This is a genomic window from Streptomyces anthophorae (assembly GCF_049310305.1).
Lineage (GTDB): Bacteria > Actinomycetota > Actinomycetes > Streptomycetales > Streptomycetaceae > Streptomyces.
On record NZ_JBLWQQ010000001.1, the window covers coordinates 2,448,610 to 2,472,781 of the forward strand.

General features: G+C 72.8%; 20 protein-coding genes. 8 read left to right on the plus strand and 12 right to left on the minus strand.

Translation table 11 applies throughout. The features are described 5' to 3' along the window. The first annotated feature begins 93 nt into the window (after positions 1 to 93). Entirely contained in the window at positions 94 to 2,529 is a 2,436-nt protein-coding gene (treY, locus tag ACNYS0_RS10975) for a malto-oligosyltrehalose synthase (protein ID WP_422482583.1), read from the plus strand. Here the strand turns inward: treY and ACNYS0_RS10980 are convergent. Beyond that, the gene (locus ACNYS0_RS10980; RefSeq protein ID WP_422472790.1) at positions 2,489 to 3,739 is read right to left on the minus strand and encodes a cytochrome P450; all 1,251 of its coding nucleotides are present in this window, start codon (positions 3,737 to 3,739) and stop codon (positions 2,489 to 2,491) included. The genes treY and ACNYS0_RS10980 overlap by 41 nt on opposite strands. 189 nt (positions 3,740 to 3,928) lie before the next feature. Here ACNYS0_RS10980 and ACNYS0_RS10985 point away from each other — a divergent pair, with 189 nt between their 5' ends. Further along, on the plus strand, positions 3,929 to 5,170 hold the full coding sequence (locus tag ACNYS0_RS10985) for a M14 family zinc carboxypeptidase (protein ID WP_422472792.1): 1,242 nt from the start codon (positions 3,929 to 3,931) through the stop codon (positions 5,168 to 5,170). A 15-nt stretch (positions 5,171 to 5,185) separates the two neighbouring features. On the opposite strand, the gene ACNYS0_RS10990 is transcribed toward ACNYS0_RS10985, so the two are convergent. Next, positions 5,186 to 5,737 carry an FHA domain-containing protein gene (locus ACNYS0_RS10990; protein ID WP_422472794.1) on the minus strand — a complete coding sequence of 184 codons (552 nt, stop codon included), beginning with the start codon at positions 5,735 to 5,737 and terminating at the stop codon, positions 5,186 to 5,188. 186 nt (positions 5,738 to 5,923) lie between these two features. Here ACNYS0_RS10990 and treZ point away from each other — a divergent pair, with 186 nt between their 5' ends. After that, a complete protein-coding gene (gene treZ, locus ACNYS0_RS10995) occupies positions 5,924 to 7,690 on the plus strand; it encodes a malto-oligosyltrehalose trehalohydrolase (protein WP_422472796.1) in 1,767 nt (588 codons plus the stop codon). A gap of 26 nt (positions 7,691 to 7,716) precedes the next feature. Here treZ and ACNYS0_RS11000 read toward each other — a convergent pair whose 3' ends face one another. From ACNYS0_RS11000 to cyc2, 5 genes are all read right to left on the minus strand, one after another. After that, a complete protein-coding gene (locus ACNYS0_RS11000; RefSeq protein WP_422472798.1) occupies positions 7,717 to 8,622 on the minus strand; it encodes an aminoglycoside phosphotransferase family protein in 906 nt (301 codons plus the stop codon). A gap of 6 nt (positions 8,623 to 8,628) precedes the next feature. Further along, positions 8,629 to 9,765, minus strand: coding sequence for an aminopeptidase P family protein (locus ACNYS0_RS11005; protein WP_422472800.1), 1,137 nt, complete (start codon positions 9,763 to 9,765; stop codon positions 8,629 to 8,631). Positions 9,766 to 9,899: 134 nt separating this feature from the next. After that, positions 9,900 to 10,553, minus strand: coding sequence for a PDZ domain-containing protein (locus ACNYS0_RS11010; protein ID WP_422472802.1), 654 nt, complete (start codon positions 10,551 to 10,553; stop codon positions 9,900 to 9,902). Between the two features lie 153 nt (positions 10,554 to 10,706). Beyond that, on the minus strand, positions 10,707 to 12,656 hold the full coding sequence (gene phsA / locus ACNYS0_RS11015; RefSeq protein WP_422472804.1) for an O-aminophenol oxidase PhsA: 1,950 nt from the start codon (positions 12,654 to 12,656) through the stop codon (positions 10,707 to 10,709). 89 nt (positions 12,657 to 12,745) lie between these two features. Beyond that, positions 12,746 to 14,986: a germacradienol/geosmin synthase Cyc2 gene (gene cyc2 / locus ACNYS0_RS11020; RefSeq protein WP_422472806.1), complete on the minus strand. Its 2,241-nt coding sequence runs from the start codon at positions 14,984 to 14,986 to the stop codon at positions 12,746 to 12,748. Positions 14,987 to 15,122: 136 nt separating this feature from the next. On the opposite strand from cyc2, the gene ACNYS0_RS11025 reads away from it, so the two are divergent. Beyond that, positions 15,123 to 15,746, plus strand: coding sequence for a chorismate mutase (locus ACNYS0_RS11025; protein ID WP_422472808.1), 624 nt, complete (start codon positions 15,123 to 15,125; stop codon positions 15,744 to 15,746). Positions 15,747 to 15,764: 18 nt separating this feature from the next. On the opposite strand, the gene ACNYS0_RS11030 is transcribed toward ACNYS0_RS11025, so the two are convergent. Then, on the minus strand, positions 15,765 to 16,598 hold the full coding sequence (locus ACNYS0_RS11030; protein ID WP_422472810.1) for a pentapeptide repeat-containing protein: 834 nt from the start codon (positions 16,596 to 16,598) through the stop codon (positions 15,765 to 15,767). 131 nt (positions 16,599 to 16,729) lie between these two features. On the opposite strand from ACNYS0_RS11030, the gene ACNYS0_RS11035 reads away from it, so the two are divergent. Genes ACNYS0_RS11035 through ACNYS0_RS11045 form a run of 3 tightly spaced genes read left to right on the plus strand, consistent with a single transcriptional unit; the run spans position 16,730 to position 19,480 of the window. Then, positions 16,730 to 17,506 (plus strand): alpha/beta fold hydrolase, encoded by a 777-nt coding sequence (locus ACNYS0_RS11035; protein ID WP_422472812.1) that lies wholly within the window; start codon positions 16,730 to 16,732, stop codon positions 17,504 to 17,506. After that, positions 17,503 to 18,768, plus strand: a complete 1,266-nt coding sequence (locus ACNYS0_RS11040) for a cytochrome P450 (protein ID WP_422472814.1) — start codon at positions 17,503 to 17,505, stop codon at positions 18,766 to 18,768. The genes ACNYS0_RS11035 and ACNYS0_RS11040 overlap by 4 nt, the downstream gene beginning before the upstream one ends. 43 nt (positions 18,769 to 18,811) lie before the next feature. Then, positions 18,812 to 19,480 carry an ADP-ribosyltransferase gene (locus ACNYS0_RS11045; RefSeq protein ID WP_422482585.1) on the plus strand — a complete coding sequence of 223 codons (669 nt, stop codon included), beginning with the start codon at positions 18,812 to 18,814 and terminating at the stop codon, positions 19,478 to 19,480. Positions 19,481 to 19,502: 22 nt separating this feature from the next. On the opposite strand, the gene msrB is transcribed toward ACNYS0_RS11045, so the two are convergent. From msrB to ACNYS0_RS11065, 4 genes are all read right to left on the minus strand, one after another. Continuing rightward, on the minus strand, positions 19,503 to 19,910 hold the full coding sequence (gene msrB / locus ACNYS0_RS11050; protein ID WP_422472816.1) for a peptide-methionine (R)-S-oxide reductase MsrB: 408 nt from the start codon (positions 19,908 to 19,910) through the stop codon (positions 19,503 to 19,505). A gap of 5 nt (positions 19,911 to 19,915) precedes the next feature. Next, the gene (gene murC / locus ACNYS0_RS11055; protein ID WP_422472818.1) at positions 19,916 to 21,319 is read right to left on the minus strand and encodes a UDP-N-acetylmuramate--L-alanine ligase; all 1,404 of its coding nucleotides are present in this window, start codon (positions 21,317 to 21,319) and stop codon (positions 19,916 to 19,918) included. A 107-nt stretch (positions 21,320 to 21,426) separates the two neighbouring features. Further along, entirely contained in the window at positions 21,427 to 21,882 is a 456-nt protein-coding gene (locus ACNYS0_RS11060) for an indole-3-glycerol phosphate synthase (RefSeq protein WP_422434539.1), read from the minus strand. Between the two features lie 200 nt (positions 21,883 to 22,082). Next, positions 22,083 to 22,895, minus strand: a complete 813-nt coding sequence (locus ACNYS0_RS11065; protein ID WP_422472820.1) for a pyrimidine reductase family protein — start codon at positions 22,893 to 22,895, stop codon at positions 22,083 to 22,085. Between the two features lie 82 nt (positions 22,896 to 22,977). Here ACNYS0_RS11065 and zapE point away from each other — a divergent pair, with 82 nt between their 5' ends. Then, complete coding sequence (gene zapE / locus ACNYS0_RS11070) at positions 22,978 to 24,048, plus strand: cell division protein ZapE (protein WP_422482588.1); 1,071 nt, start codon at positions 22,978 to 22,980, stop codon at positions 24,046 to 24,048. The last annotated feature ends 124 nt before the right edge of the window (positions 24,049 to 24,172 follow it).

Below are 24,172 nucleotides of genomic sequence, written 5' to 3' on the forward strand. Positions count from 1 at the left end.
ACGTTAACGAGGCACACGTGCGTTTACGCATGCGCTGATGACACGAAAGGCGGCGGTGCGGGTACGTAGCTTCACATGACACCTCAAGCCCCGATGCCGCCCGCGAAGCCGCCACCGGCGACGCCCACGGCGACGTACCGGATCCAGCTGCAACCGGACTTCGGGTTCGCCGCCGCGGCGGCCGCGGTCCCGTATCTGGCCTCCCTGGGGGTCTCCCATCTGCACCTGTCGCCGGTCCTTGAAGCGGTCCCGGGTTCCACGCACGGCTACGACGTGGTGGACCACACGCGCGTGCGCGGCGAACTGGGCGGCGAGGAGGGCCTGCGGGAGCTGGCACGGACGGCGCGCGGGCACGGTCTGGGCCTGGTCGTGGACCTCGTGCCCAACCACATGGCGGCGGCCGTGTCGCACAACCGGCCGCTGCGCGAGGTGCTGCGCGAAGGCCCCTCGTCTGCGTACGCGCGCTGGTTCGACATCGACTGGCAGGCGCAGGGCGGCCGGGTGCTGCTGCCGGTCCTGGGCCGCCATCTGGGCGAGGAACTGCCCCACGTGAAGGTGGACGGCGACGTACTGCGTTACTACGAGCACGTGTTTCCGCTGCGCGCGGGCACCGCCTCCCTGCCGCTTGTCGAGCTGCTCGACGCCCAGTGGTACCGACTGGCGTGGTGGCGCCTGGCCCGCACCGAGCTCAACTATCGGCGCTTCTTCACGATCTCGGACCTGATCGCGGTGCGGGTGGAGGACCCGGAGGTCTTCGAGGCCACCCACGGAAAGATCGTGCAGTTGCTGCGCGAGGGGGTCGTCGACGGGCTGCGGATCGACCACCCGGACGGACTCGCCGACCCCGGCGCCTACTTGCAGCGGCTGAGCGGGGCGACGGGCGGCCGGTGGACCGTCGTGGAGAAGATCCTTCAGGACGAGGAGCGGCTGCCCGCCGCGTGGCCGGTGGCCGGCACCACCGGGTACGACGCGCTGCGCCACATCGACGGCCTGTTCTCCGACCCGGCCGGGGCGGACGATCTCCTCGGCCTGTTCCGCCGGTTCACGGGGGCGGCGGAGGACCGGGGCGGGCAGTGGGCCGCCACCGTGCGGCGCGCCGCGCACCAGGTCGTCACGCATGAGCTGGCCGCCGAGGTCGATCGGCTGACGCGGGAGGCCACCGCGCTGTGCGCCGAGGATCCGGCGCTGCGCGACCATGCCCCCTGGGCGCTGCGTACGGCGCTGTGCGAGCTTCTCGTGCGGGTTCCGGTCTACCGGCCCTATCCGACCGGTGGCGTACCCCCTGAGACGGTTCTGACGGCTTCCGCGGCGGGCGAGGCGAAGGCCGTGTTCGCGGTGCCCGAAGAGGCCCGCGCGGTCGACACCGTACGGGAGTTGGCGCTGGGGCGGCGCGGCACGGGCCCCACTCACACCGCGTTCCGGGCGCGGTTCGCGCAGACCGCCTCCGCGCTGCACGCCAAGGCGGTGGAGGACACCGCGTTCTACCGGTACACGCCGCTCCTGTCCGCCCTGGAGGTGGGCGGCTCGCCCGAGAGCCCCGCGGTGTCCGCGGCGGCCTTCCACGCGTACTGCGCGCGCGTACAGCGCGACTGGCCGGGAACGTCGACGGTCCTGTCGACGCACGACACCAAACGCAGCGCCGACGTAAGGGCCGCCGTCTCCGTCCTGACCCAGTGCCCCCAACGGTGGGAGACGCTCCTCGCGGACGTCACCGGACGGACCGCGCACGGCGGCGGCGCCGGCGCCCCCGACCCGCAGCTGGCCTGGGCCGCCTGGCAGACCGTGGCCGGGCTCGGCCCCGCCGAGCCGGAGCGGCTGCGCACCGCGATGCTCAAGCACGCGCGCGAGGCGGGCCTGTTCACGACCTGGACGGAACAGAACACCGACTACGAACGCGCGGTGACCGACTTCGTGGCATCAGGGCCGTGCGGCCCGCCGGGCCACGAGGTGCTGCGCTTCATGGACGGCCTCGAACCCCACGTGCGCGCGAACATCCTGGGCGCCGCCCTCGTCCACCTCACCATGCCGGGCGTGCCCGACCTCTACCAGGACACCGAACACGAATACCGCGCCCTGGTCGACCCCGACAATCGCGCCCCCGCGCACCTCACCCCCAAGGAACACGACGCCAAGGCCGAGCTCACCCGGCGCACGCTGCGCCTGCGCCGCGCACGTCCCGAATGGTTCGGCGACGCGGCCGGCTACCAGCCGTTGCCCGCCCAGGGCCCCGGCGAGGCACACTGCGTCGCCTACACGCGCTCGGGCCGCGTGGTCGCGGCGGCCACCCGGCTCTCCCTGCGGCTGGCCGAGGCCGGCGGATGGCGTACCACCCGACTTCCGCTCCCCGAGGGCGAATGGATCGAACTCCTCGGACCAGAGCGGCAATTCAGCGGGCACGCGCGCGCAGCGGAACTCTTCGAACACCTCCCCGTGGCACTCCTCGTCCGCGCCGACCAGGCCGGCGCGAACGGCGAGGACCTGAAGGCCCTCATCGCAGACGTACGTGGAGAGCGCCAGGAGAGCGGGTGAGCAGGCCCTCGTAGGCGGGCCTGAAGCCCGGCGCCCAGGTCATCGACGGCAGCGCCGTCAGCAGGGCGCGCAGGCCCGCCTCCGCGGTGAGACGGGCGAGCTGGACACCCGGGCAGCGGTGCCGCCCGGTGCCGTGGGCCAGCTGCCCGGGGGCCGCGCGGAACAGGTCGTAGCGGTCGGGGTCGCGGAACCGGGACGCGTCCCTGCCCGCCGCCCCCACCAGGCATGCGACGGTGGCGCCCGCCGGTATCGTGCCGCCGCTCACCTGGACCGGCGCGAGGGCCCTGCGCAGGACGACGTGCGCGGCGGGGTCGCGGCGCAGCGACTCGGCCCAGGCGGCACCGACGAGTTCGGGGCGGGCCCGCACCAGCGCCAACTGCTCGGGGTGGTCGAGGAGGTTGGCGAGGAGCGCGGCGAGGGCCCGGTCGGTGGCGTCCCCGCCCGCACCCAGGAGCGTCGCCGCGAGCCCGCAGACCGTGTCGTCGGACAGCGGCCGCCCGCCGTCCCGCCCGGCGCACAGGGCGCTCAGGAGGTCGTCCGTCGGGTGCGCGCGGCGGCGGGCGATCTGCGGGCGCAGGAAGGCGTCCAGGGCCGCCGGGGCGCCGCCCAGGTGGGTGAGCCCCGCGCGGCACAACGCGGCGACGTGGGCGGTGCCCTGGTAGGGCAGGCCGAGCGCGCGGACGGCGGCCACGGCGGGCAGCCAGTGGCAGAACTCCTCGACCAGGTCGGCCTCGTGGCGCCCTGCGAGGCGGCGCGCGAGTACGTAGGCGGTGCGTTCGAGGCTCGCCTTCAGGGTGGCCAGCGCGCGCCCCTGGAGGGCGGGGGCGAGCAGCTCGCGCTGGGCGGCGTGCGTGTCCGATTCGAGATGGGTGAAGGTGCGGCCGGGCGGCGGGGCGACCAGCCGGGGGTCGGCGAGCGCCGCGCGTACGTCCGCGTAGCGGCTGAGGAGCCACGCGCCGAAGGGTTCGTCAAGGTGCAGCGGGTGGGCGGACCGCAGCGTCCGGTACAGCGGGAAGGGGTCTCGGACGGTCCGCGGCGCCGCGAGGCTCGGGAGCGGCGTCGCGGCCCCCGCGCGCGGGTAGTAGCCCGATGCGTCGGGATACGAGACCGGTCCGGAAGGGCACAGCACGGCGGGACTCCACTCTGCACCGGGGCGCGCACCGGTCGCTGCGCGCGGCTCCTCCCAGCGCACCACCGAGGCCTTCGTCACGCAGCCTCCGTTCCACCGTGCGAGTGACAGCGGTGACTCAGGGTGACGTACGGGTCTGACCTGCGCGGGGCCGCGGTGGCGTGAACTCTCCCCCTGCCGAGCGGCCCGGGGCCGCGTTACAGGCCTCCTTGACACATGGAGCGGAGCATGGGGTACTGCGGATTGCTGACGCCGGGAGCACCAACGGGGGTGAGTCACCTGACGGAGCAGCGGTACCCCACCTCGGCCGAGTTGGCCCAGTCAGCGCGGGAGCTGGCGTCTCACCGACCCGACCTGTGTCGTCTGCGCCAGGTCGGAACGTCGCGTGGGGGACGCCCCCTGCATCTGCTCTCCGTCGGGCACGACCGGCGCGCCGTCCTGATCGTCGCGGGGGCGCACGCCAATGAACCCACGGGCGGCCCCACGGCGCTGCACCTGGCCGAAAAGGCGCTCTTCGACCAGGAGTTGCGGACCGACCGGTCGTGGCACTTCCTGCTGTGCGCGGACCCGGACGGCGCGGCCCTGCACAACGCCCCTGAGCCGCACTCGCTGCTCGACTACCACCGGGGGTTCTTCCGGCCCACGGGGGCGGAGCAGCCCGAGTGGTCGCCTTCCGTGCTGCCCCCGGACCGGCTTCCGCCGGAGACGAGGACGCTGGTCGGTGTGATCGACGAGGTGCGGCCCTACCTCCAGGTGTCCTTGCACGGCACCGAACTGGGCGGCAGCTGGGTGCAGTTGACGCGGGACATACCGGGGCTCGCCGAGCCCTTCGCCAAGTCGGCCGCCGAGCTGCACATACCGGTGGAGACCGGGGCGTCGGACGCGGCGGGCTGGCCGACGTCGGGGCGCGGCGTCCATGTGATGCCGGACCTGGACGCGCAGGCGGCGTTCCCGAGCCTGCCCGACGACGCCCGCCTGTCGACGTGGCACCACGCGCACCGCTACGGCGGCTCCACGGCGATCGTGGAGGTCCCGATGTGGGCCAGCGACCTGGTGGACGACCCGGCGCCGCACCCCGCGCCGGAGCGGGCGCTGCGGCGCCTGTCGGCCCGGCTCAGCCGCGACACCCGGCTCGTCGAGGAGATCCTCGCGGAGGCCATGCCCCGGCTGCCGAACACCGAAGGACCGCTGCTCGGCGCGGCCTGCTGGGCCCTGAGCCTGGTGCCGGGGCTCGCGGACGACTGGGTCCAACCGCCCCCGCCCGGCGCCACGATGGCGTACGTCGGCAGCATCGACGCGTTCGCGCGACGGCTTCCGCTGCGGGCCGCCGCGATGCTGCTGCGGGTCCTGGAGGAGGCCGAGGACCTGGCGGCGCCCCGGCTCGACTCCCTCGTCACGCGGTGGTGCGAGGCGTACGCCGAGCGGTTCGGGGCGCGGTGGGTGCCGGTGGCCCACCAGATCGAGCATCAGGCACGGACGACGGTGGCGGCGGTGCGGCACGCGCGCGGGTGAGCACGCGCCGCCGGGTCAGTCGACGGACAGCCGGAACGACATGCGCCCGAAAGCGACCTGATCGCCGTCCCGGACGACCGCGGCGCCGATCACCCTGCGCCCGTTCACCGACGTGCCGTTGGTGGAGCCGAGGTCGCGCAGCACCCACAGGCCGGCCTGCCGGCTCAGCTCGGCGTGCACCCGCGAGACCGTGTCGTGGCTCAGCCGCAGCCCGTTGGCCGGGTCGCGGCCGATGCGCAGCGGGTACGGGGAGGTGGCCGGCGGCAGCAGCAGCTTCGGCAGCCGCTCCACGGTCCACGCCCTGCGCAGCCGCACCGTGAACCCGGAGACCGCTCCCACGGTGCCGAACAGCGCCCGCGACCAGCGGTTCTCCTGGTGCAGATCGGCGGTGAGCCGGTCGAGGTCCTCGGTCCTGCGGGCGGCGAACACCAGCTCCATACGGCGCACGAACGTGTCGTGCGAGAGCCGCCCGAGGGCGACGCCGTCCCTGAGCACCTTCAGCGCACGGTCCCGCTCGGCGTCCGAGAGCCGAGCCGGGTACGTGTGGTGTTCAAAAGAGGACGTCACACAGGGAATTGTCGGGCAGCGAAGGCCGAAGTGTCCAGAAAACCGCGAGCGTGGGACCGCACGGGCGGAACTTCGTGTGACACAGGCCCCAGCGAGGCGAAATCGCCCCGCGTGGATCACAACTGACGCACCATGGATGCCAGCCGTCACTGTCGGCAGGCATCCGGTCACGAGGGGGAACGGTCCGTGCAGTTCGAGGTGTGGGCACCACAGGCCGAGCAGGTAACGCTCCACATACGGGGCGCCGAAGACGAACAGGACACCACGCGCGCGTTGTCGCGCGATCCGTACCGGGGCGACGGCTGGTGGTCCGGCCGCGCCGAGGCCGTGGACGGCACGCGGTACGGGTTCGCGGTCGACGGCGGGCCCGTGCTGCCGGACCCGCGCTCGCGGCGGCAGCCCGAGGGACCTGACGCGATGAGCGCCGTCGTCGACCACAGGCGCTACGCGTGGCGCGGCGGCTGGGCCGGGCGCGGGCTGACCGGGGCGGTCCTGTACGAGCTCCATGTGGGCACGTACACGCGGGAGGGCACGCTCGACGCCGCCGCGGCGCGGCTCGGGCATCTCGCGGAGCTGGGCGTCACACACGTGGAGCTGATGCCGCTGTCCCCCATGCCGGGGCGGCACGGCTGGGGCTACGACGGCGTCGGCCCGTGGGCCGTGCACGAGCCGTACGGCGGGCCCGATGCGCTGAAGCGTTTCGTCGACAGCGCGCACGAGCACGGCCTCGGTGTCGTGCTCGACGTCGTCCACAACCACCTGGGCCCCTCCGGCAACCACCTGCCCGCGTTCGGCCCGTACTTCACCGACACCCACCACACGCCGTGGGGCAGCGCGATGAACCTGGACGCGCCCGGCTCCGACGAGGTGCGCGCGTACCTGATCGGCAGCGCGCTCGCCTGGCTGCGCGACTACCGGATCGACGGGCTGCGGCTCGACGCGATCCACGAACTCCACGACCGGCGCGCCCTGACGTTCCTGGAGGAGCTGTCGGCGGCCGTGGACGCGCTCGCCGAGCACCTCGGCAGGCCGCTGTTCCTGATCGGCGAGTCCGACCTCGGCGACCCGCGCGTCATCACCCCGCGCGCCGAGGGCGGACTCGGGCTGCACGCGCAGTGGAACGACGACGTGCACCACGCCGTGCACGCGGCCGTCACCGGTGAACGCCGGGGCTACTACGGGGACTTCGCGCGGCAGCCGATGGCCGCGCTCGCCAAGACGCTCACGCGCGGCTTCTTCCACGACGGCACGTACTCGACGTTCCGCGGCCGCCACCACGGCCGCCCGCTGAACCGCGCCACCGTCCCCGCGCACCGGCTGCTCGCCTACACGCAGACCCACGACCAGGTGGGCAACCGGGCGCAGGGCGAGCGCCTCGGCGCGCTCGTCGGCCCCGGGCTGCTCGCGTGCGCGGCGACGCTCGTGCTCACCGGCCCATTCACGCCGATGCTCTTCATGGGCGAGGAGTGGGCCGCGAGCACGCCCTGGCAGTACTTCACCGACCACACCGACCCGGCGCTCGCCGACGCCGTGCGCAAGGGCAGGCGGCGGGAGTTCGCGGCGCACGGCTGGGCCGAGGAGGACGTCCCCGACCCGCAGGACGCGGCGACCCGTGAGCGCTCCTGTCTGAACTGGGACGAGCGGGAAACGGGCGACCACGCGCGCGTGCTCGCCTGGTACCGCGAGCTCATCGCCCTGCGCCGGGCCCGCCCCGACCTCCAGGACCCCGATCTGGCCGCGGTCAAGGTCGCCTACGACGAGCGGGCCCGGTGGATCGCCTACCGCCGCGGTGACCTGCGGGTGGCGGTGAACCTGTCGGACGTGCCGGTGTCGATTCCGCTGGGACGTCCGGTGGCGCGGCTGCTCGCCGCGTGGGAGCCGGTGGAACTGCCGGGCAGGGACGGCGTGCTGACGGTCCCGGCGGAGTCCTGCGTGGTGGCCGTGGCGCCCTAGGGACGCGGCAGCGGGCAGGAGGCGGTTCAGCCCTCCGACACCAGCTCCAGCAGGATCGCCTCCCACGCCCGCTCCAGCTGCACCCGCAGCAGCCCCACGGGGCTGTCGTCGGCGCCGTACAGCCGGTCGCCGAGCCGCACGAGGACATCGCACCGGGCCAGCCACAGACCCCGCAGGCACGAGCGCGGTCCGTACCCCGCGAGCGTCGCGGAGCGGACCGCGGCCCTGGCGCCCACGGCGATCGTGAGCCCGGCGATGTCCTCCGCCGCGTCGCCGACGGCCGCGTCGGCCCAGTCGAGGACGCCGCGCACCCGGCCGTCCGCCGACACCGTCAGATGCTCGCCCTTGAGGTCGTGGTGGACGAACACGGTGTCGGGCTGCGGGACGAGCTGCGCGACGGCCCGCGCGGCGAGCTGATCGAGCCGCTCGGCCTCGAACTCGCCGTCCGCGTCGAGCTTCAGGGCGGCGGCGCCCGCCTCGCGGCGCAGGCTCTCCAGGGAGCGCGGCGCCACCTTCGGCACACCGAGCGGCCCGGTCCGCGCGACCGGCACCGCCCGCAGCCCCGCGAGCAGCCCGGCGAGATCCTCCTCGCCGGCCGCGGTGACGTCCCTGACCTCGGCGGACTCCCCGGGCAACCGCTTGTCGAGCGTGCAGGCGAGGCCGGGCGCCCACTCCCCCGTCGCGACGGAGGCGGGCACGGCGACCGGGACATGCGGGCGGACGAGTTCACGCAGCCGCACCTCGCGCCGCAGCCGCGCGGACATCGCCCCGTCGGTGGCGAGGCGCAGCACATGCGTCCTGCCCACCCACCACGTGGAGTGTTCGCCGCCCTCGGTGACGGGGCGCGCCTCGGGTGCGCCACCGTCCGGGAGCATCGCCTCCAGGACGCGGCGCACGGCGTCGGCAGTGGGCTGCCGCGGCGTCGACGGCATGGCCCCTCAGCCCACGATCGCCAGCTCGCGCGCCGTCGCGTTGAGGCGCCTGCCGCCGTCCTCGGTGACGGTCACGATGTCCTCGACGCGGACGCCGAACCGGCCCGGCAGGTAGATGCCGGGTTCGACGGAGAAGCACATGCCGGGCACCAGCTCCTGCTCCTCGCCCTCGATCATGTAGGGCGGTTCGTGGGTGGTGACGCCGATGCCGTGCCCGGTGCGGTGGATGAAGTACTCGCCGTACCCGGCGTCCGTGATGACCTTGCGGGCGACCCGGTCGACGTCCTGACAGGCGATGCCCGGCTTCACCGCTTCGCAGGCAGCGGTCTGCGCCTCCCGGACGATGTCGTGGACCTCGCGCTCCTCGTCGGTCGGCTCGCCGACGTGCACGGTGCGGGTGGTGTCGGAGCCGTAGCCGTGCTTGAGGCCGCCGAAGTCGAGCACCACCATGTCGCCGTCCTGGATGACGCGGTCGCTCGCCTCGTGGTGCGGATTGGCGCCGTTCGGGCCCGAGCCGACGACGGTGAAGTCGACCTGCGAGTGCCCGAACCGCTTCAGCAGGTCGGACAGTTCGCGGGCGATGTTGTTCTCCTTGCGGCCCGCGAAGGCGACCTTCTTGATCTCCTCGTACGTGGCGTCCGCCGCGGCGCCCGCAGCGGCGAGCCGCTCCAGCTCGGCGGCGTCCTTCACGCCGCGCAGCATCGGCAGGGCCTCGGTGAGCGAGACGTACGAGGACTCGGGCAGGGTCTGCTGGAGGCCCAGCAGATGCATCGCCCAGGCGTTGTCGCTCACCCCGAAGCGGCCCGGGCCCCCGACCGATCGGAGCAGCGGGGCCGTGACGTCGTACGGGTTCTTTCCGTCGGTCCAGTCACGCAGCGTCATCGCGTCGGCGCCCGCGGCCTTCGCGGCGTCGGGTGCCTCCAGGGTCGGCACGACGAGCGTGGGCTCCTGGCCGGCCGCGAGGACGAGCAGGGTGAGCCGCTCGGTGTCGGCCGGCACGTGGTAGCCGGTGAGCCATACGAGGTCGGGGCCCGGCGCGACCAGCACCCCTGCGAGCCCCGCGTCGGCGGCGGACTGCGCGGCACGGTCCATGCGGGCCTTGTAGTCGGCGGCGGTGAAGGGCGCGGGTGTACCGGTCGTCATGTCCTGACCTTTCGTACGGATGGGCGCGGGCGTCGTACGAGCAGCCATCCTGCCCGGCGGCGCGGGGCGGCGCGAGACCGACCTCTGCCCATGATTTCAGGCGCCGTGGGCGGGGCGCGCGCCGAACGCGGACGTCATGTGACCACCCCCGGTGTGACCGCCAGTTTCTGGAGCTCCCCGTTCGCGTGCCGGACGGTGACCACGACCTGCCGTCCGGGCCTGGCCTCCGCCACGTCGGCCACGTGCGCCGCCAGGTCGAGCGCGGAGCCGACGCGCCGGGCGCCGAGGCCCACCAGGACGTCGCCGCGGACCAGACGACCGGTGTAGCCGGGGCCCGGGACGTGCACGGCCACGACGAGCGCGCCGGACGCCTTGGGGGCGTCGACGACCTCCACTCCGAGCCCGCCCCTCACCGGCGGCGACTCGGGCGGCGCGGGCGCCCTGGTGGGGCCCGGTGTGGGGGCGGGGCTGCTCGGCGGCGGGGCGGCGGGCCGCGCCGCGGGCGGGGCCTGCCGCTTCAGTTCGGCGAGCTTGCTCATGCCGATGACGGTGGCTCCCACGGTGCCGAGGCCGATGCCCGCGAGGACAAGGACGACGGCGCACAGCAGCCCGCACAGCACGCTGCACAGGCGCCCGCCGCGTCGCCGGGCGGCGCCCGGCCTGCCGGGCCCGGACGGCGGCCCGGGGCGTTTCGGCGGGTCGGCCGCGCCCTCGGGCCCCGACGCCGTGGCCGCGGCCCGGCCCCCGGATCCGGGCATCGACTTGGGACGCAACGCAGTCTGTTCCATGGGGTCGCCCGCCTCCGGTCCCTGGCTCACTCGGCCACGGCCAGAGCCCTACCCTCCGCGTACGCCCACGACGATCCACGAACGAGTGAGAGTGCCGGGGCCGGCTCGAACGCCGGCGCCCGGCACCCCGTGCGACTCCCCGCTTCCGACCGGTCAGCCGGTGTGGCCCCCGTGACCACCGCCGTGCCCGGCCCCGTGGTCGAACTTCAGGGCCTCCTTCGGCAGCACCACGAAGGGCCGCATCATGCCCATGTCCTCGTGCTCCAGAAGGTGGCAGTGGTACATGAACCGGCCGTACGCCCCGTCGAAGGTGCCCATCACCCGCAGCATCTGGCCGGGCAGGGCGCGGAACACGTCCTTGTACCCCTGCTCGTTGGGCGGCAGCGGGACCACCTGCGTCGGGTCGAACGCGACCGGCTTGACCGTGCCGCCCACCTCGACGTCGAACCCGGAGACGTCGTACACGTCCCGGCCGAGGATCTGGAAGTCGGCGAGGTGGATGTGCATCGGGTGCACGACCGGCGGGTTCACGGCGAGGTTGAGGAAGCTCCACTGCTCGTGGGTGCCCTCGCCGATGGTGAAGCCGAGCCCGTCGTTGAAGGTCCGGGCGATGCGCCGGTACGTCTTCAACGCGCCCTTGTCGTCGACGAGCTGGATGACGCCGTCGCCGGGGATCTGGATGTCCTCGGCGCCCGCCGCGCCCTCGGTGACCTCCGCCATCTCCCAGATCTCCGGGTGTCCGCCGCCGCCCTTGGTCGCGGGCGGCGTCAGGACGATCAGCCGGTGGCCGTGCTCGATGTCGTGGGTGAGCCTGCGGAAGGACCCGGACAGCACCTCGGGCAGCACGAACGGGTCCGGGTCGCCGCACTCGCCCACCCGGAACTCCATGACGTGCGGGTAGCGCACGTCGCCGGGCACGTCCGGCTCACCCGGCGCCGCGTTGCGGCCCTTGTCGACCAGCCGCACCCGCTTGCCCGCGAGGGACGCGAAGTCGATGAGCAGGTCCATGCGCTCGGCGGGCGCGACGGGCAGCGTCGGCAGCGCCGACGGGCCGCTGCCGAAGTCGATCGGGACGGGCCGCGGCAGCAGTCCGCCGTCGCTGCCGATCTGGTGCACGACGCCGGGCACCGGGTCGCCGTCCTCGTCGATCAGGACGAGGTTGTAGATCCGCGCGTTCGACGCGTTCACCAGGCGGAAGCGGTACCAGCCCGCGTCCACCTGCGCGTAGGGCCAGATCCGCCCGTTGACCGTCGTGTACGGGCCGCTGAACGGGATGCTGACGGGCTTGCCCGTCTCCTCGTTCGCCGGGTCGACGATCACGGTCTTGTGCAGCAGCCTGCCGTTCAGCCTGCCGTCCTCGTCCGTGTCCAGGTTCCGGTCGGCGAGCAGCAGCGGGATCTCCCGCTCCCCGGAGGGGAGCCCGAGGGCGTCCTCCTCGTCGTCCCTGACCAGGTATGTGCCGTAGAGGCCCGCGTACACGTTCCACCGCGTGATGTTCATGGCGTGGTCGTGGTACCACCACTGCACCGCCTGGTGGTCGTTCGGGTACTCGGAGAGCTGGGCGTCGCCGAAGCCCACCGCGTTGTCCGCCCAGCCGTCGTTGCCGCCGCCCGTCTGCGCGCCGTGCAGGTGCGTCACGGTCCAGGCGGGCAGCGCGGCCACGTCCGCGTTCGCCGCGACGCCGCCGCGGCCGGGCAGCGTGGTCGGCGGGGGCGGCGGGTCCTGCCCCGGCTCGGCCGGCGGATTGGGCACCTCCACCGACGTCACCGGGTACTCGCTGCCCTGGGGAATGCGGTTGGTCCAGGCGATGCGGACGCGCTCGCCACGCCGCACCTCGATGGTCGGGCCCGGCACCGAGGCCGTCTCGACGCCGTATCCCCACATCAGAGTCGGCGGGAGCTGCGGGTGGAGCCGCTGCCACGTGGGCCGCAGCGCGATCTCCGTTTCCTGCCGGACGTCACCGGAGCCGGGCCGCAGCACCGGCGGCACCGTCAACGGCGCCACGTACGGCGCCAGTTCCCCCACGGCGGCCGCGGCGATCTCGCTCGCGGCCTCCTCGACCCCGGTGAGTTTGTCCGTGATGCGCTCGAAGATTTCGGTCATGAAAAGAACACCCCCGTGTGTTCTTGCAAAGTCCCCGTTGCACGGCCGCGGACGGCCGTCCTGTCGCGGCCGTGAACGGCCGTCTCACCTCACAAGACGGCTGGTGCCCCAGCAAAGTTCCCCGAATCACCCAATCCGGACGTGCAGTTCTTGAAACCAATCGGAACCGGAGGCGCCGGAACACGGCCGGGGACGAAGCCGTGGGCGCGGCGCCCGAGCCACGCGTCGCGGTAACGGTCCACGTTCGCGTGCCAGTTGAGGATGCCGGCCGTCCAGTTCCGCAGGTCCTCGACATAGCCGTCGAGCGCCGCGCGCGCCTCCCGGTCGAGTGCGAAGTCCTCGTACAGGACGGGGAGTTCGTGCTCGACGATGTGCTCGAACTGCCGCATGCGCTTCGTCATCAGGTCGTTCACGATGCCGACGGCCGTCGGATAGTCCGCGCCGAAGAAGTTCTGCACGACCAGGACCGCGTTGTGGATCTCGCCCTCGTACTCGATCTCCTTCTGGTACGAGAACACGTCGTTGAGCAGGCACGCGTAGTCGACGGCCGAGTTCTCCAGGGCGCGCACCGGGCCCGTGCGGTAGATCTCGGGCGGCACGGCGGGCCCGTGGCCCATCCGGCACAGGCTCAGGGTGAGGTCGGAGCCGAAGGTGGCGCGGCGCATCTCCAGGTAGTCGACGGGGTCGGGGACGCGGTTCTGGAGCTGGCCCGCGACCTCCCACACCCAGCTCTCCGTCATCACCTCCACGGAGTCCTTCAGGGTGCGCCGCTGCTCCGGGGTCATCGCGGCCGTGGTGCGCCGCCACAGGTCGGCGAGGCCGCGCTCCATGGCGCCCGCGGGCGGCGGGATCTCCTCGCCGTTCACGGGCATGCAGTCGGAGAGCCGCGCGGTGCACGCCTTGGCGGCGGCCGGGTCGCGGCGGTGCCCGAAGATCAGCGGGTAGTAGTCGTCCCCGTAGGTGCCCCAGGCGAGCCACTGGGAACTGAGGTCGAGCGCCTCCGCCGAGCCGTCCGGATCGAGGCCCGCGGCGCACAACGGCAGGTCGTAGGCGCGGAGTTTGTCCTCGTCCCAGACGCCCTCGCCGAGGATGCCCATGCGGTGCGCCCAGGGGAGCAGCCGTTCGCGGGCCCCGTCGAGCTCCGGGTTGAGGCTCAGGGCGAACGGCATGTGGATGTCGGGGATCAGGGAGGGGCCGACCTTCTGGAACGGCACGTGCGTGTACGCGCGCAGGCGCTCGGCACCGACGTCGGCGAGCAGCGCCCGGACGTCCGTGGCGCCGGTCCCGAGGCCGCTCGGCCCGCCCAGGGCCGGTTCGGACCGCGCGGCGGCCTCCTTGTTCATGTAGCGGCTCGAGCGCATGTGCCACTCGTGGCCGCCGGACTGCCAGTCCTGAAGCCCGCGCGCGTACGCGGCGACCGCGGCGACCTCGTCCGGAGTGAGGCCCTTCTCCATGGAGAGGGCGGGCACCTCGGTCAGCGCGGTGTGCTCGAACTGGTGCAGCCGTGAGGTCAGCACGTCGTTGACGGCCTCCGCGGCCTCCTGGGTCGTGCAGCCGAAGAAGGTCTCCAACACCAGGACTCCGTTGGAGAGTTCGCCCTCGTCCCTGACCTCCCGCTCGTAGGAGAACAGGTCGTTGCGCAGGTGCACCGCGTCGGCGAACGTCTCCATGAGGACACGCAGTGGCCGCGACTGCGCGACGGACGCCGGGACTTCGGCCGTCGCGTACTCCACCAGGCCCGCGGACCACGGGGCGCCGCCCACCTTGCGGCGCATCTCGATGTACTCGACGGGGTTGGCGATCCGCCCCTCGTTGATGTTGGACAGCTCCCACATCGACTCGTTCAGGAGGTGCTCGGTCGACTCCGCGAAGCGCCGCCGCCAGTCCATGGACATGGCGGGCACGGTGCGCCGCCACAGGTCGATGAGGCCCGCCTCGACCGGGTTCTCGGGCTCGGGCACGGGCGTGTCGAGCTCCATCGGCATGAACAGCGGCAGCCGGTCCAGGTGCGCCTTGCCGGCCGCACGGTCGTTCGTGCGCTTGTACATGTCCAGGAAGTGGTCGTCGAAGAAGAAGACCCACACGTACCAGTCGGTGATCAGGGAGAGGGCCGGCCCTTCGCAGTCGGGGTGCGTGTACGCGCACAGCAGGCCGTAGTCGTGCGCGTCGAGGTCGTCCTGGTCCCAGACACCGCTGCCCTCCAGCATCCCCATCTCGCGGGCCCACACCGTGGAATGGGCCCGCGCCTCGTCCAGGTGCGGATTGAGCCGGGCCCGGTACGGCATGTAGAAGCGCGGCAACTGGAAGGGCTGTGCGGACTCGTGTGTCATGGGCGCGGCCCTACCCGTGGCCGTCAACCGGCATCCACGGGGCGGTACATGATCGCACCATCGCGTGAACCGGGATTGTTCGACGTACGTTCGGGGAAACGCATGCCCGTTGCCCGTACGAGCCGAAGGACCCGCCTTGCGCATCAGGACCACGTCGATCACTGCCCGCCGCCTGGTCACCCTGGGGGCCGCCACCGCGCTCGCCCTCGGCGGTGCGGCCCTCCCGGCGACCGCGGCCCCGGCGGCACCCGTCGCCGCGCGGGCCGCCCACGCCGACCCGCGCGCGCTCGCCGCGATCACCTCGCTCGCGACAGAGCGGCTGGCCCTCGCGGACAAGGTCGCGGCGGCCAAGTACGGCACGGACGCGCCGATCGACGACCCGGCGCGCGAGCAACAGATCCTCGACGACGTGGCGGGGCGCTCGGCGGACCTCGGCATCGACCCGGCGTTCGCGCGGCCCGTCTTCCGGGACCAGATCGAGGCCAACAAGGTGGTGCAGCGCGGCCTTTACGCCCGCTGGGACGCCCACCCCGAGCAGCGACCGACCGAGCGCCCCGACCTCGCCAAGGAGGTCAGGCCGCAGCTCGACCGGATCACGACGCGCCTCCTGGGCGCGCTGCGGGAGGTGGCCGCCACCCGCACGTCCCCCGCCTGCACGCCGCTGCTGACGGCTGCGGCGCTCCACGACGCCCACGCGCGCGGGTTCGACGCGCTGCACCTCAAGGCGCTTGCGCGGGCGCTGCCTTCGGTCTGCGCCTGATCCGACGGGCCTGCGGCGCTACGCCCAGTGCGCGGGGCGCCGCAGGCCCGCAGGGATGCGGGTGGCGGCGTCGCCGCGCGCCGCGTTCACCTGCGCCTGGGTGAGGAACAGCGCCCCGGTGAGGTCGGCGCCCTCGATCCGGGCGTCCCGCAGGTCGGCGCCGATCAGGTCGGCCGAGCGTAGGTCGGCGCCCGTGAGGTCGGCGGCCACGAGCAGGGCGCCGCGCAGATTGGCGCCCCGCAGGTCGGCCTTCTTGAAGCGGGCCCCCACCAGGTCGGCGCCCCGGTGGTTCTTCTTGCGGCCCAGGGCGCCGGGCACACCGGAGCGCACCAGTTCGCTCGCCTTCAGTAGAAGGGTGTTCACCTCGCCTCGGACGGCCGGCACGTCGGCGGCGACGAGTTCGTCGCTGCGCGCGCGTGTCAGCCGCTCGATGTCCTCGCGGGCCCGCCGGGCGTCGCCGTGCACCGCGGAGGCGGCGTCCAGCTCCAGTACGTCGCTCAAGTACCAGAGCAGTTCGTGCAGTTGCCGCATGACGGGGAAGACCTCGTACATGGCCCTGGAGCTCTCGGGCCGCTCGCGCCAGCCGACGCACTCGAAGGTCACCTGGGAGACCTGCTGCCCCGCGCCGAAGCAGTCGAAGACGGTGCAGCCGGGGTAGCCCTCGTCGCGCAGCACGGCGTGGATGCCGCAGCGGAAGTCGTCCTGGAGGTTGCGGCAGGGCGTGCCCGCGTTCTTGTTGTGCGCGAAGTCGTGGGACTTGGCGAAGGGGAGGGCGACACAGCACAGGCCGAAGCAGTTCGCGCAGTCGGCGCGCAGGTCGGGACGGTCGAGAGGGGCTTGCGGGGAGGTCACCCGTCCATTGTCGCCGATGGGGCACGGCGCACCCGACCACGCGCGCGTGCGCCCTCTTGTGGCCGGGCCCGGCCCCGCGCCACCGTGGAGACGTCCGGCACCGCTGAAGTTCCACACCCTGGGGAGTCGACGTGGCCTCGTCCTTCGTCCTGCCGTACGAACTGCACGGTGACGGCCCGCACAAGGTGATCGCGGTGCACGGCTGGTTCGCCGACCGCGCCGCCTACGCGCCGATCGTGCCCGACCTCGACCGCGTCTCCTTCCAGTACGCGCTGGTGGACCTGCGCGGCTACGGGGAGGCGAAACAGACGCCGGGCGCGTGCACGACGGCCGAGGCCGCGGCGGACGTGCTCGACCTCGCGGACCGGCTCGGCTGGGAGCGGTTCTCGCTGATCGGGCACTCCATGGGCGGCAGCGTGGCGCAGCGCGTGGTGGCGAACGCGCGGCACCGGGTGCGCCGCATCGTGGGCATCTCGCCCGTTCCGGCGTCCGGGCTTCCCATGCCGCCCGAGCAGTGGGAGCTGTTCGTGACGGCCGACTCCTCCCCCGCCAACCGCCGCGCGATCATCGACGTCACCACGGGCGGTGTGCGCCCCGCCGCATGGCTGGACCGCATGGTGGAGCGCTCGCTCGCGTGCAGCGACGCCAAGGCGTTCCGGGCCTGGCTCGACTCGTGGACCGGCGACGACTTCCACACGGACCTGGAGCCCTGTACGGTCCCCGCGCTCGCGGTCACCGGGCAGCTCGACCCGGCCCTGTCCGCGCCCCTGATGCGTTCGACGTGGCTGACCTGGTTCACCCGCGGCGAGCTCGTCGACCTCCCCGTGTGCGGCCACTACGCGATGGACGAGGCGCCGCTCTCGCTGATCCGCGTCATGGAGGACTTCCTGCGGGCGGACCGCTCGTGACGCCTGCCGTCCCCGACGTCTTCGACCCCCGCCTGTACGCCGCGGGCGTCCCGCACGAGCGCTACCGGACGCTGCGCGAGCACCACCCGGTGGCCTGGCAGGAAGAGCCCGCGGTCCTCGGCTGGCCGGAGGGCCCCGGCTTCTGGGCGGTCTCCCGGCACGCGGACGTGGTCCGGGTCCTCAAGGACGCGTCGGCGTACTCCTCGTACCTGGGCGCGACCCAGATCCGCGATCCGGACCCGGCGGACCTCCCGTTCATCCGCGGCATGATGCTCAACCAGGACCCGCCGGACCACGGCAGACTGCGCCGCCTGGTGAGCCGGGCGTTCACCCCGCGCCGCGTGGAGGCGTTCGGCGAATCGGTGCGCGACCGGGCGAGAACCCTGCTGCGCAAGGCACTCGACGAGGCCGCGGACACGGACGCGGACACGGTGGACCTCGTCGCCACGGTCACCGACGACTACGCCCTCCTGAACCTCGCCGACCTCCTGGGCGTCCCGGAGTCCGACCGCGCGCTGCTGCTGCACTGGACGCGCCGCGTCATCGGCTACCAGGACCCGGACGAGGCGACGGCGGAAGGCACGGGCCCGCCGGTGAACCCGCGCTCGCCCTCGGCGCTCGCCGACATGTTCGCGTACGCCGACGAACTGACGGCCCACAAGCGCGCCCACCCCGCCGACGACATCATGACGACGCTCGCCGCCGACCGCGATCTCACGCCGCCCGAACGCCAGATGTTCTTCTTCCTCCTGACGATCGCGGGCAACGACACGGTCCGCAGCGCGGCCCCGGGCGGCCTGGCCCTGCTCGCCGAGACCCCGTCCGCGTACGAGCAACTCCGCACAGGGAAGGCCGACTCGGCGCTCGCGCTCGACGAGCTGCTGCGCCGCCACCCGCCGGTCCTGACCTTCCGCCGCACGGCGACCGAGGACACGACCCTCGCGGGCGCCCGCATCGGGCGCGGTGACAAGGTGGTCGTCCTGCACGCCTCCGCCAACCACGACGAACGCGTCTTCCCCGACCCGTTCGCCCTGGACCTGGCACGCACCCCCAACCCCCACGTCTCCTTCGGCGACGGCCCGCACGTCTGCCTGGGCGCCCACTTCGCCCGCCTCCAACTCCGGGCGCTGTACGAGGAGGTGGGCCGGGCGCTGCCGGCCCTGACGCTCGCGGCACCGCCGAAGCGCCTGGTGTCGAACTTCATCAACGGGATCAAGGAACTCCGGGTGGACACGCGCCCGCACACGCCCACGATCCGGTGATTGGCGGGGATCTTGGTCGTGGGCCCCGAAGGTTCTGCTCATGATGATCAACAAGCTTCCCCGTACCGTGCGCCGCCTCGCCGCCCTGCCCGCCGCCGCGGTCTCCGTGCTGGCCCTCGCCTCCGCTCCGTCGGCCACGGCCAGTGCCCCGGACGCCGACACCGCGAAGTCCACGGCCTCCGTCGCGAAGGCCGCGCCCTCCTCCTGCCCCGTCGTCCCGGACCGCCTGTACGCGGCCATCGACCGCGTCCCCCTGGAGCGGATCTCGCCGGAACCGGAGTACCGCAACGACTGTCAGACGCTGTACCGGGCGGACGGCCGCGCCCCGGCGGTGATCTTCAAGGAGGGCTTCGCGCCGAAGGACACCGTGAACGGCCAGTACGACCTGGAGCAGTACGTCCTCAGGAACCAGCCGTCACCGTTCGTCTCCACCACGCGTGACCACGACCTCTTCAAGAAGTGGACCAAGTGGATGAAGGGCGGCGCGTACAACTACTACATCGACGCCCCGAACGGCATCGACGTGAACGAGACCATCGGCGACACGCACAAGTACGCCGATCAGGTGGAGGTCGCCTTCCCCGGCGGGGTCTCCTCGCGCTTCGTGATCGGCGCCTGCCCCATCAACAAGGAGACCAACACCGAACGCATGTCGGACTGCGTGAGCAACCCGGGCTTCCACCCGGTGACGGCGGCGACGGCGACGCGCTGAGCGCCGCCGCGGCCGCCGGCCCTCACTCCCCTTCGGGGGTCAGCGTGAGGGAGATCGAGTTGATGCAGTACCGCTGATCCGTGGGCGTCGGGTAACCCTCGCCCTCGAAGACGTGGCCGAGGTGCGAGCCGCAGCGCGCGCAGCGCACCTCGGTGCGGACCATCCCGTGGGAGCGGTCCTCGATGAGCTCCACGGCGTCGGTGTTCTTCGGGTCGTAGAAGGACGGCCAGCCGCAGTGCGACTCGAACTTCTCGGTGGACGTGAAGAGCTCGGCGCCGCAGGCCCGGCAGGCGTAGACGCCCTTCGTCTTCGTGTCGGTGTACTCACCGCGGAACGCGGGCTCCGTACCGGCCTGGCGCAGCACCGCGTACTCCGCCGGGGTCAGCTCCGTGCGCCACTGCTCGTCCGGCTTCTCGACGTCGTACGACATGTGCCTCATCCCTTCAGTTGATCAAGGATCCGCGGGCCGAGGTCCGTGACGTCGCCCGCGCCCATGGTGAGAACAAGATCTCCGGGCTTGGCCATTCCCGCGACCGCCGCGACCGCGGCGTCCTTGTCGTCGGCCGCCTGCACGTCGGCGCCCGCGTCCCGCGCGGCGTCGATGATCAGGGTGCTGGTGATGCCGGGGATCGGGTCCTCGCGGGCCGGGTAGATGTCGAGGACGACCGAGGAGTCCGCGAGCGCGAGGGCCTGGCCCATCTCCTTGCCCAGTTCCTGGGTGCGGGAGAAGAGGTGGGGCTGGAACAGCACGAGGATGCGGGCGTCGCCGGCCGCCGAGCGCATGGCCTCCAGGTCGGCCGTCATCTCCGTGGGGTGGTGGGCGTAGGAGTCGATGACCTGGACGCCGCCCTCCTCGCCCTTGAGCTGGAGGCGGCGCTTGACACCGGTGTACGACTTGAGCGCCGAGGCGAGGTTCCGGGCCGGGATGCCCATCGCGACGCCCGCGGCGAGCGCCGCCACCGCGTTCTGCGCGTAGTGGCGGCCGGGGACCGAGACCGTGAAGGTCAGCAGCTTGCCGTCCAGGAGGACGGTCACCTCGCTGGCCAGGCCGCGCGGGGTGATCTTGTGGATGCGGATGTCCGCGCCCTCGGACTCACCGTAGGTGACGACCTTGAGGGAGGTCGTGTCCCTCACCCGGCGGGTCAGCTCGGCCGCGCCCGCCTGGTCCGCGGCGATGACGAGGGTGCCGCCGGGGGTGATCTTCCGCGTGAACGTCTCGAAGGACTCGTAGATCTCGTCCATGGACGCGTAGTTCGCGTGGTGGTCGAGCTCGACGTTGAGGATGATCGCGACTTCCGGCGCGTACTTGTGGAAGCTGCGGTCCGATTCGTCGGCCTCGGCGACGAAGATCTCGCCCTCGCCGTGATCGGCGTTGGAACCGGGGACGTCCAGGTCGCCGCCGATGGCGTAGGACGGGTTGAGGCCGAGGGACTTCAGGGACACCGCGAGCATCGACGTCGTGGTCGTCTTGCCGTGCGTGCCCGCCACCGCGATCGGGCGCAGGCCGTCCATCAGGGAGGCGAGGGCGTCCGAGCGGTGCACGACCGGGACGCCGAGCTCCTTGGCGCGGGCCAGCTCCGGGTTGTCCTCGCGGATGGCCGAGGAGACGACCACGCAGGTGGCGTCGGAGGCGAGGTGCGCGGCGTCGTGGCCGATGTGCACCGTCGCGCCGAGCTCGCGCAGCGCCTGCGCCGTGGCGGACTCACGGGCGTCGCTGCCCGCCACCCGCGCGCCGCGCTGGGCGAGGATCTTGGCGATGCCCGACATGCCGGCGCCGCCGATGCCGATGAAGTGCGGTCGGTCCATGTCGGCGGCGGAATGCGGCAGGCCGGGTGCCATGCGTGGTCTCCCCTGGGGTTCTCGGATGTCCTGATCCGTGGTCCGGGCGACCACGGCACGGGCCCCAGCCTATTGCCTCGGCCCGCGCCGCCCCGCACCTCTCCCCGTTACGCCTTGCTGTGCGAGAACAGCTTCAGGACCGGTACGCCGACCTGGTGGCGGGCGCGCGAGGCCCAATCCCGGTGGAAGAACTCCTCGACGTAGTGCGGATCGGTCAGCACGATGACCTCGTCCGCCTTCACCTCGCCGACGAGTGCCTTGAGGGCGTCCAGCGGGTGGTCCTCGATGAGTCGGCCCACCGCCTCGCTGCCCGCCTGGTGCAGTGCGGCGAGGGAGACGGCGAGGGCCTTCTCCGCGGGGCCCTTGGCCTCGTCGCCCTCGGGCACCTCGCTCTCCTTGCCCGCCTCGTCGAACTCCCCCATCGCGACGTCGTCGATGGCCCGCAGCAGGCGGTCGGCCTGGTCCCCGCGGGGCTGGAGCAGCACGTGGAAGGAGACTTCCTCCTCTCCGTGCAACGTGGTGACGAACTCCACGTCGGCGGAGGTCAGAGCCTTCTCGATCATCAATACGCTCGTGAACACGACGGGCGCCCTTCTTCTCCTACCGTGGGCCGACTGACGACGACCCTCCGGGTGGACCAGCGGACCTGCGGAAACCATCCTGCCCCGCATTCGCACGGGGTCTGCGAGATGTAGTGTGCCCAGCCAACGCTAAACGGAACGACTCATTCCGCCGAATGTCGCCGCGCTGCCCGCGGTAGCGGTCAATGCCCGGCCCGCTGCCGGGCATAACGGCTGAAGAGGAACCCTCCCTCCTCCAATAGGGACGCCAGTTCGAACCGTGCCGGGACGGCCAGGGTCGGGCCGCCGGCGATCCGCTGGGCGTCCCCCGCGGTCAGCATCGGGGACACGGTCAGGCACAGCTCGTCGAGTACCCCGCCCGCCACGAACTGACCGAGCATCCGCGGCCCGCCCTCGGTGAGCAGGCGCCGCAGGCCCCGCTCGCCGAGCATCGCCACCGCACGGTCCGGTTCGACCGCGGCGCCGTCGCCCGCGATCAGCACCTCCACGCCCGCCGCGCGCGCCGCGGCGACGCGGTCCGCCGAGGCGCCCGCGCCGGTGAGCAGCAGCGTCGGCACCAGCGGGTCGGTGAACAGGGGCAGGCCGAAGTCGAGGTCGAGGCTCGCGCTGATCACGGCGATCTGCGGGGCGGGTCCCTGCCCGGCGGCCTTCCTCCGCTCCGCGAACGCCTCACGCGCGCGGGCGGGCCGGTAGCCCTCCTGGCGGACCGTCTGCGCGCCGACCACGACGACGTCGGCGAGCGCGCGCAGCGTGCCGAAGATCCGCATGTCGGTGTCGCAGGAGATGGGCTGGGAGCGGCCGTCGTGCTGGGCGGCCCCGTCGAGCGTGGAGACCATGTTGGCCCGCAGCCACGGCGCGGGCCCGGCCTCGGGCGGGTAGGCGTAGGCGTCGGCGAGTTCGTCGAGGCTCCACTCACGCCCCTTCGGGCTCGCCTCCCTCCCCTCGTACCCCTTGCCATCTGCTGTTTCGTACGTCACAGGGAACAGGCGTCGCATGTCGTGCAGTGTGGCACGGCGACTAAGCTGAGTGGTTGTGTCGTCATCCCTCGAAGCCGCCGACTCCCGGGAGTCCAGCCAGATGGGCATCAGCCCCATACCCGACGCTGCGCCGCTGTCCCTGTGCGCCCGTGAGCCGCACGTACCCGCGGAGCACCTGGTCGCCGAAATGGTGCCGCCGCCGCGGTTCGGCTCCGCCCGCTTCGACACGTACATTCCGGACCCGAAGCAGCCCAGCCAGACCGAGGCCGTCCAGGTCCTGAGCGGCTTCGCGGCCGGTCTCGGCGGGGCGCACGCGTCCGGTTCCGGCAAGCGCCGCTGGTTCGCCAAGAAGCCCGCCGCTCCGACCGGTCCGCGCGGCGTCTACCTCGACGGCGGCTACGGCGTCGGCAAGACCCACCTCCTCGCCTCCCTGTGGCACGCGACCCCGGCCGAGCCCGAGTACAAGGCGTTCGGCACGTTCGTCGAGCTGACGAACCTGGTGGGCGCGCTCGGCTTCCAGCAGACCGTGAAGACGCTCAGCGGGCACCGGCTGCTGTGCATCGACGAGTTCGAGCTGGACGATCCCGGGGACACGGTGCTGGTGTCGTCCCTCCTCGGGAAGCTGGTCGAGGCGGGTGTCGCGCTCGCCGCGACCTCGAACACGCTGCCGGGCAAGCTTGGTGAGGGCCGGTTCGCCGCCGCCGACTTCCTGCGCGAGATCCAGGGCCTGTCCGCCCACTTCCGGCCGCTGCGCATCGACGGCGAGGACTACCGGCACCGCGGCCTCCCCGAGGCTCCCGCGCCGTTCACCGACGAGCAGGTCACCAAGGCGGCGTACGCCACCGAGGGCGCCTCGCTCGACGACTTCCCGCACCTGCTCGAGCACCTCGCGCGCGTGCACCCCAGCCGGTACGGGGCGCTCACCGACGACCTGAAGGCCGTCTGCCTCACCGATGTGGCGGCCGTGCCCGACCAGTCGACCGCGCTGCGGCTCGTCGTCCTGGCGGACCGGCTCTACGACCGGGAGATACCGGTGCTCACCTCGGGCGAGCCGTTCGACAAGCTGTTCAGCGAGGAGATGCTGAACGGCGGGTACAAGAAGAAGTACTACCGGGCGATCTCCCGGCTGACCGCGCTCGCGCGCGACGCGAAGGGCCTCGTACACGAGTAATCACGGGCACGCCGCAGGTGAGCCGATACGTGGGCAGTGCACGGATTGTGTGCGCTACGCGCGTGGTTCCCGAGGCGAAAGGCACGTGATAAACACAGCCGGGTCACAGTTCCTGTCCGCCAGC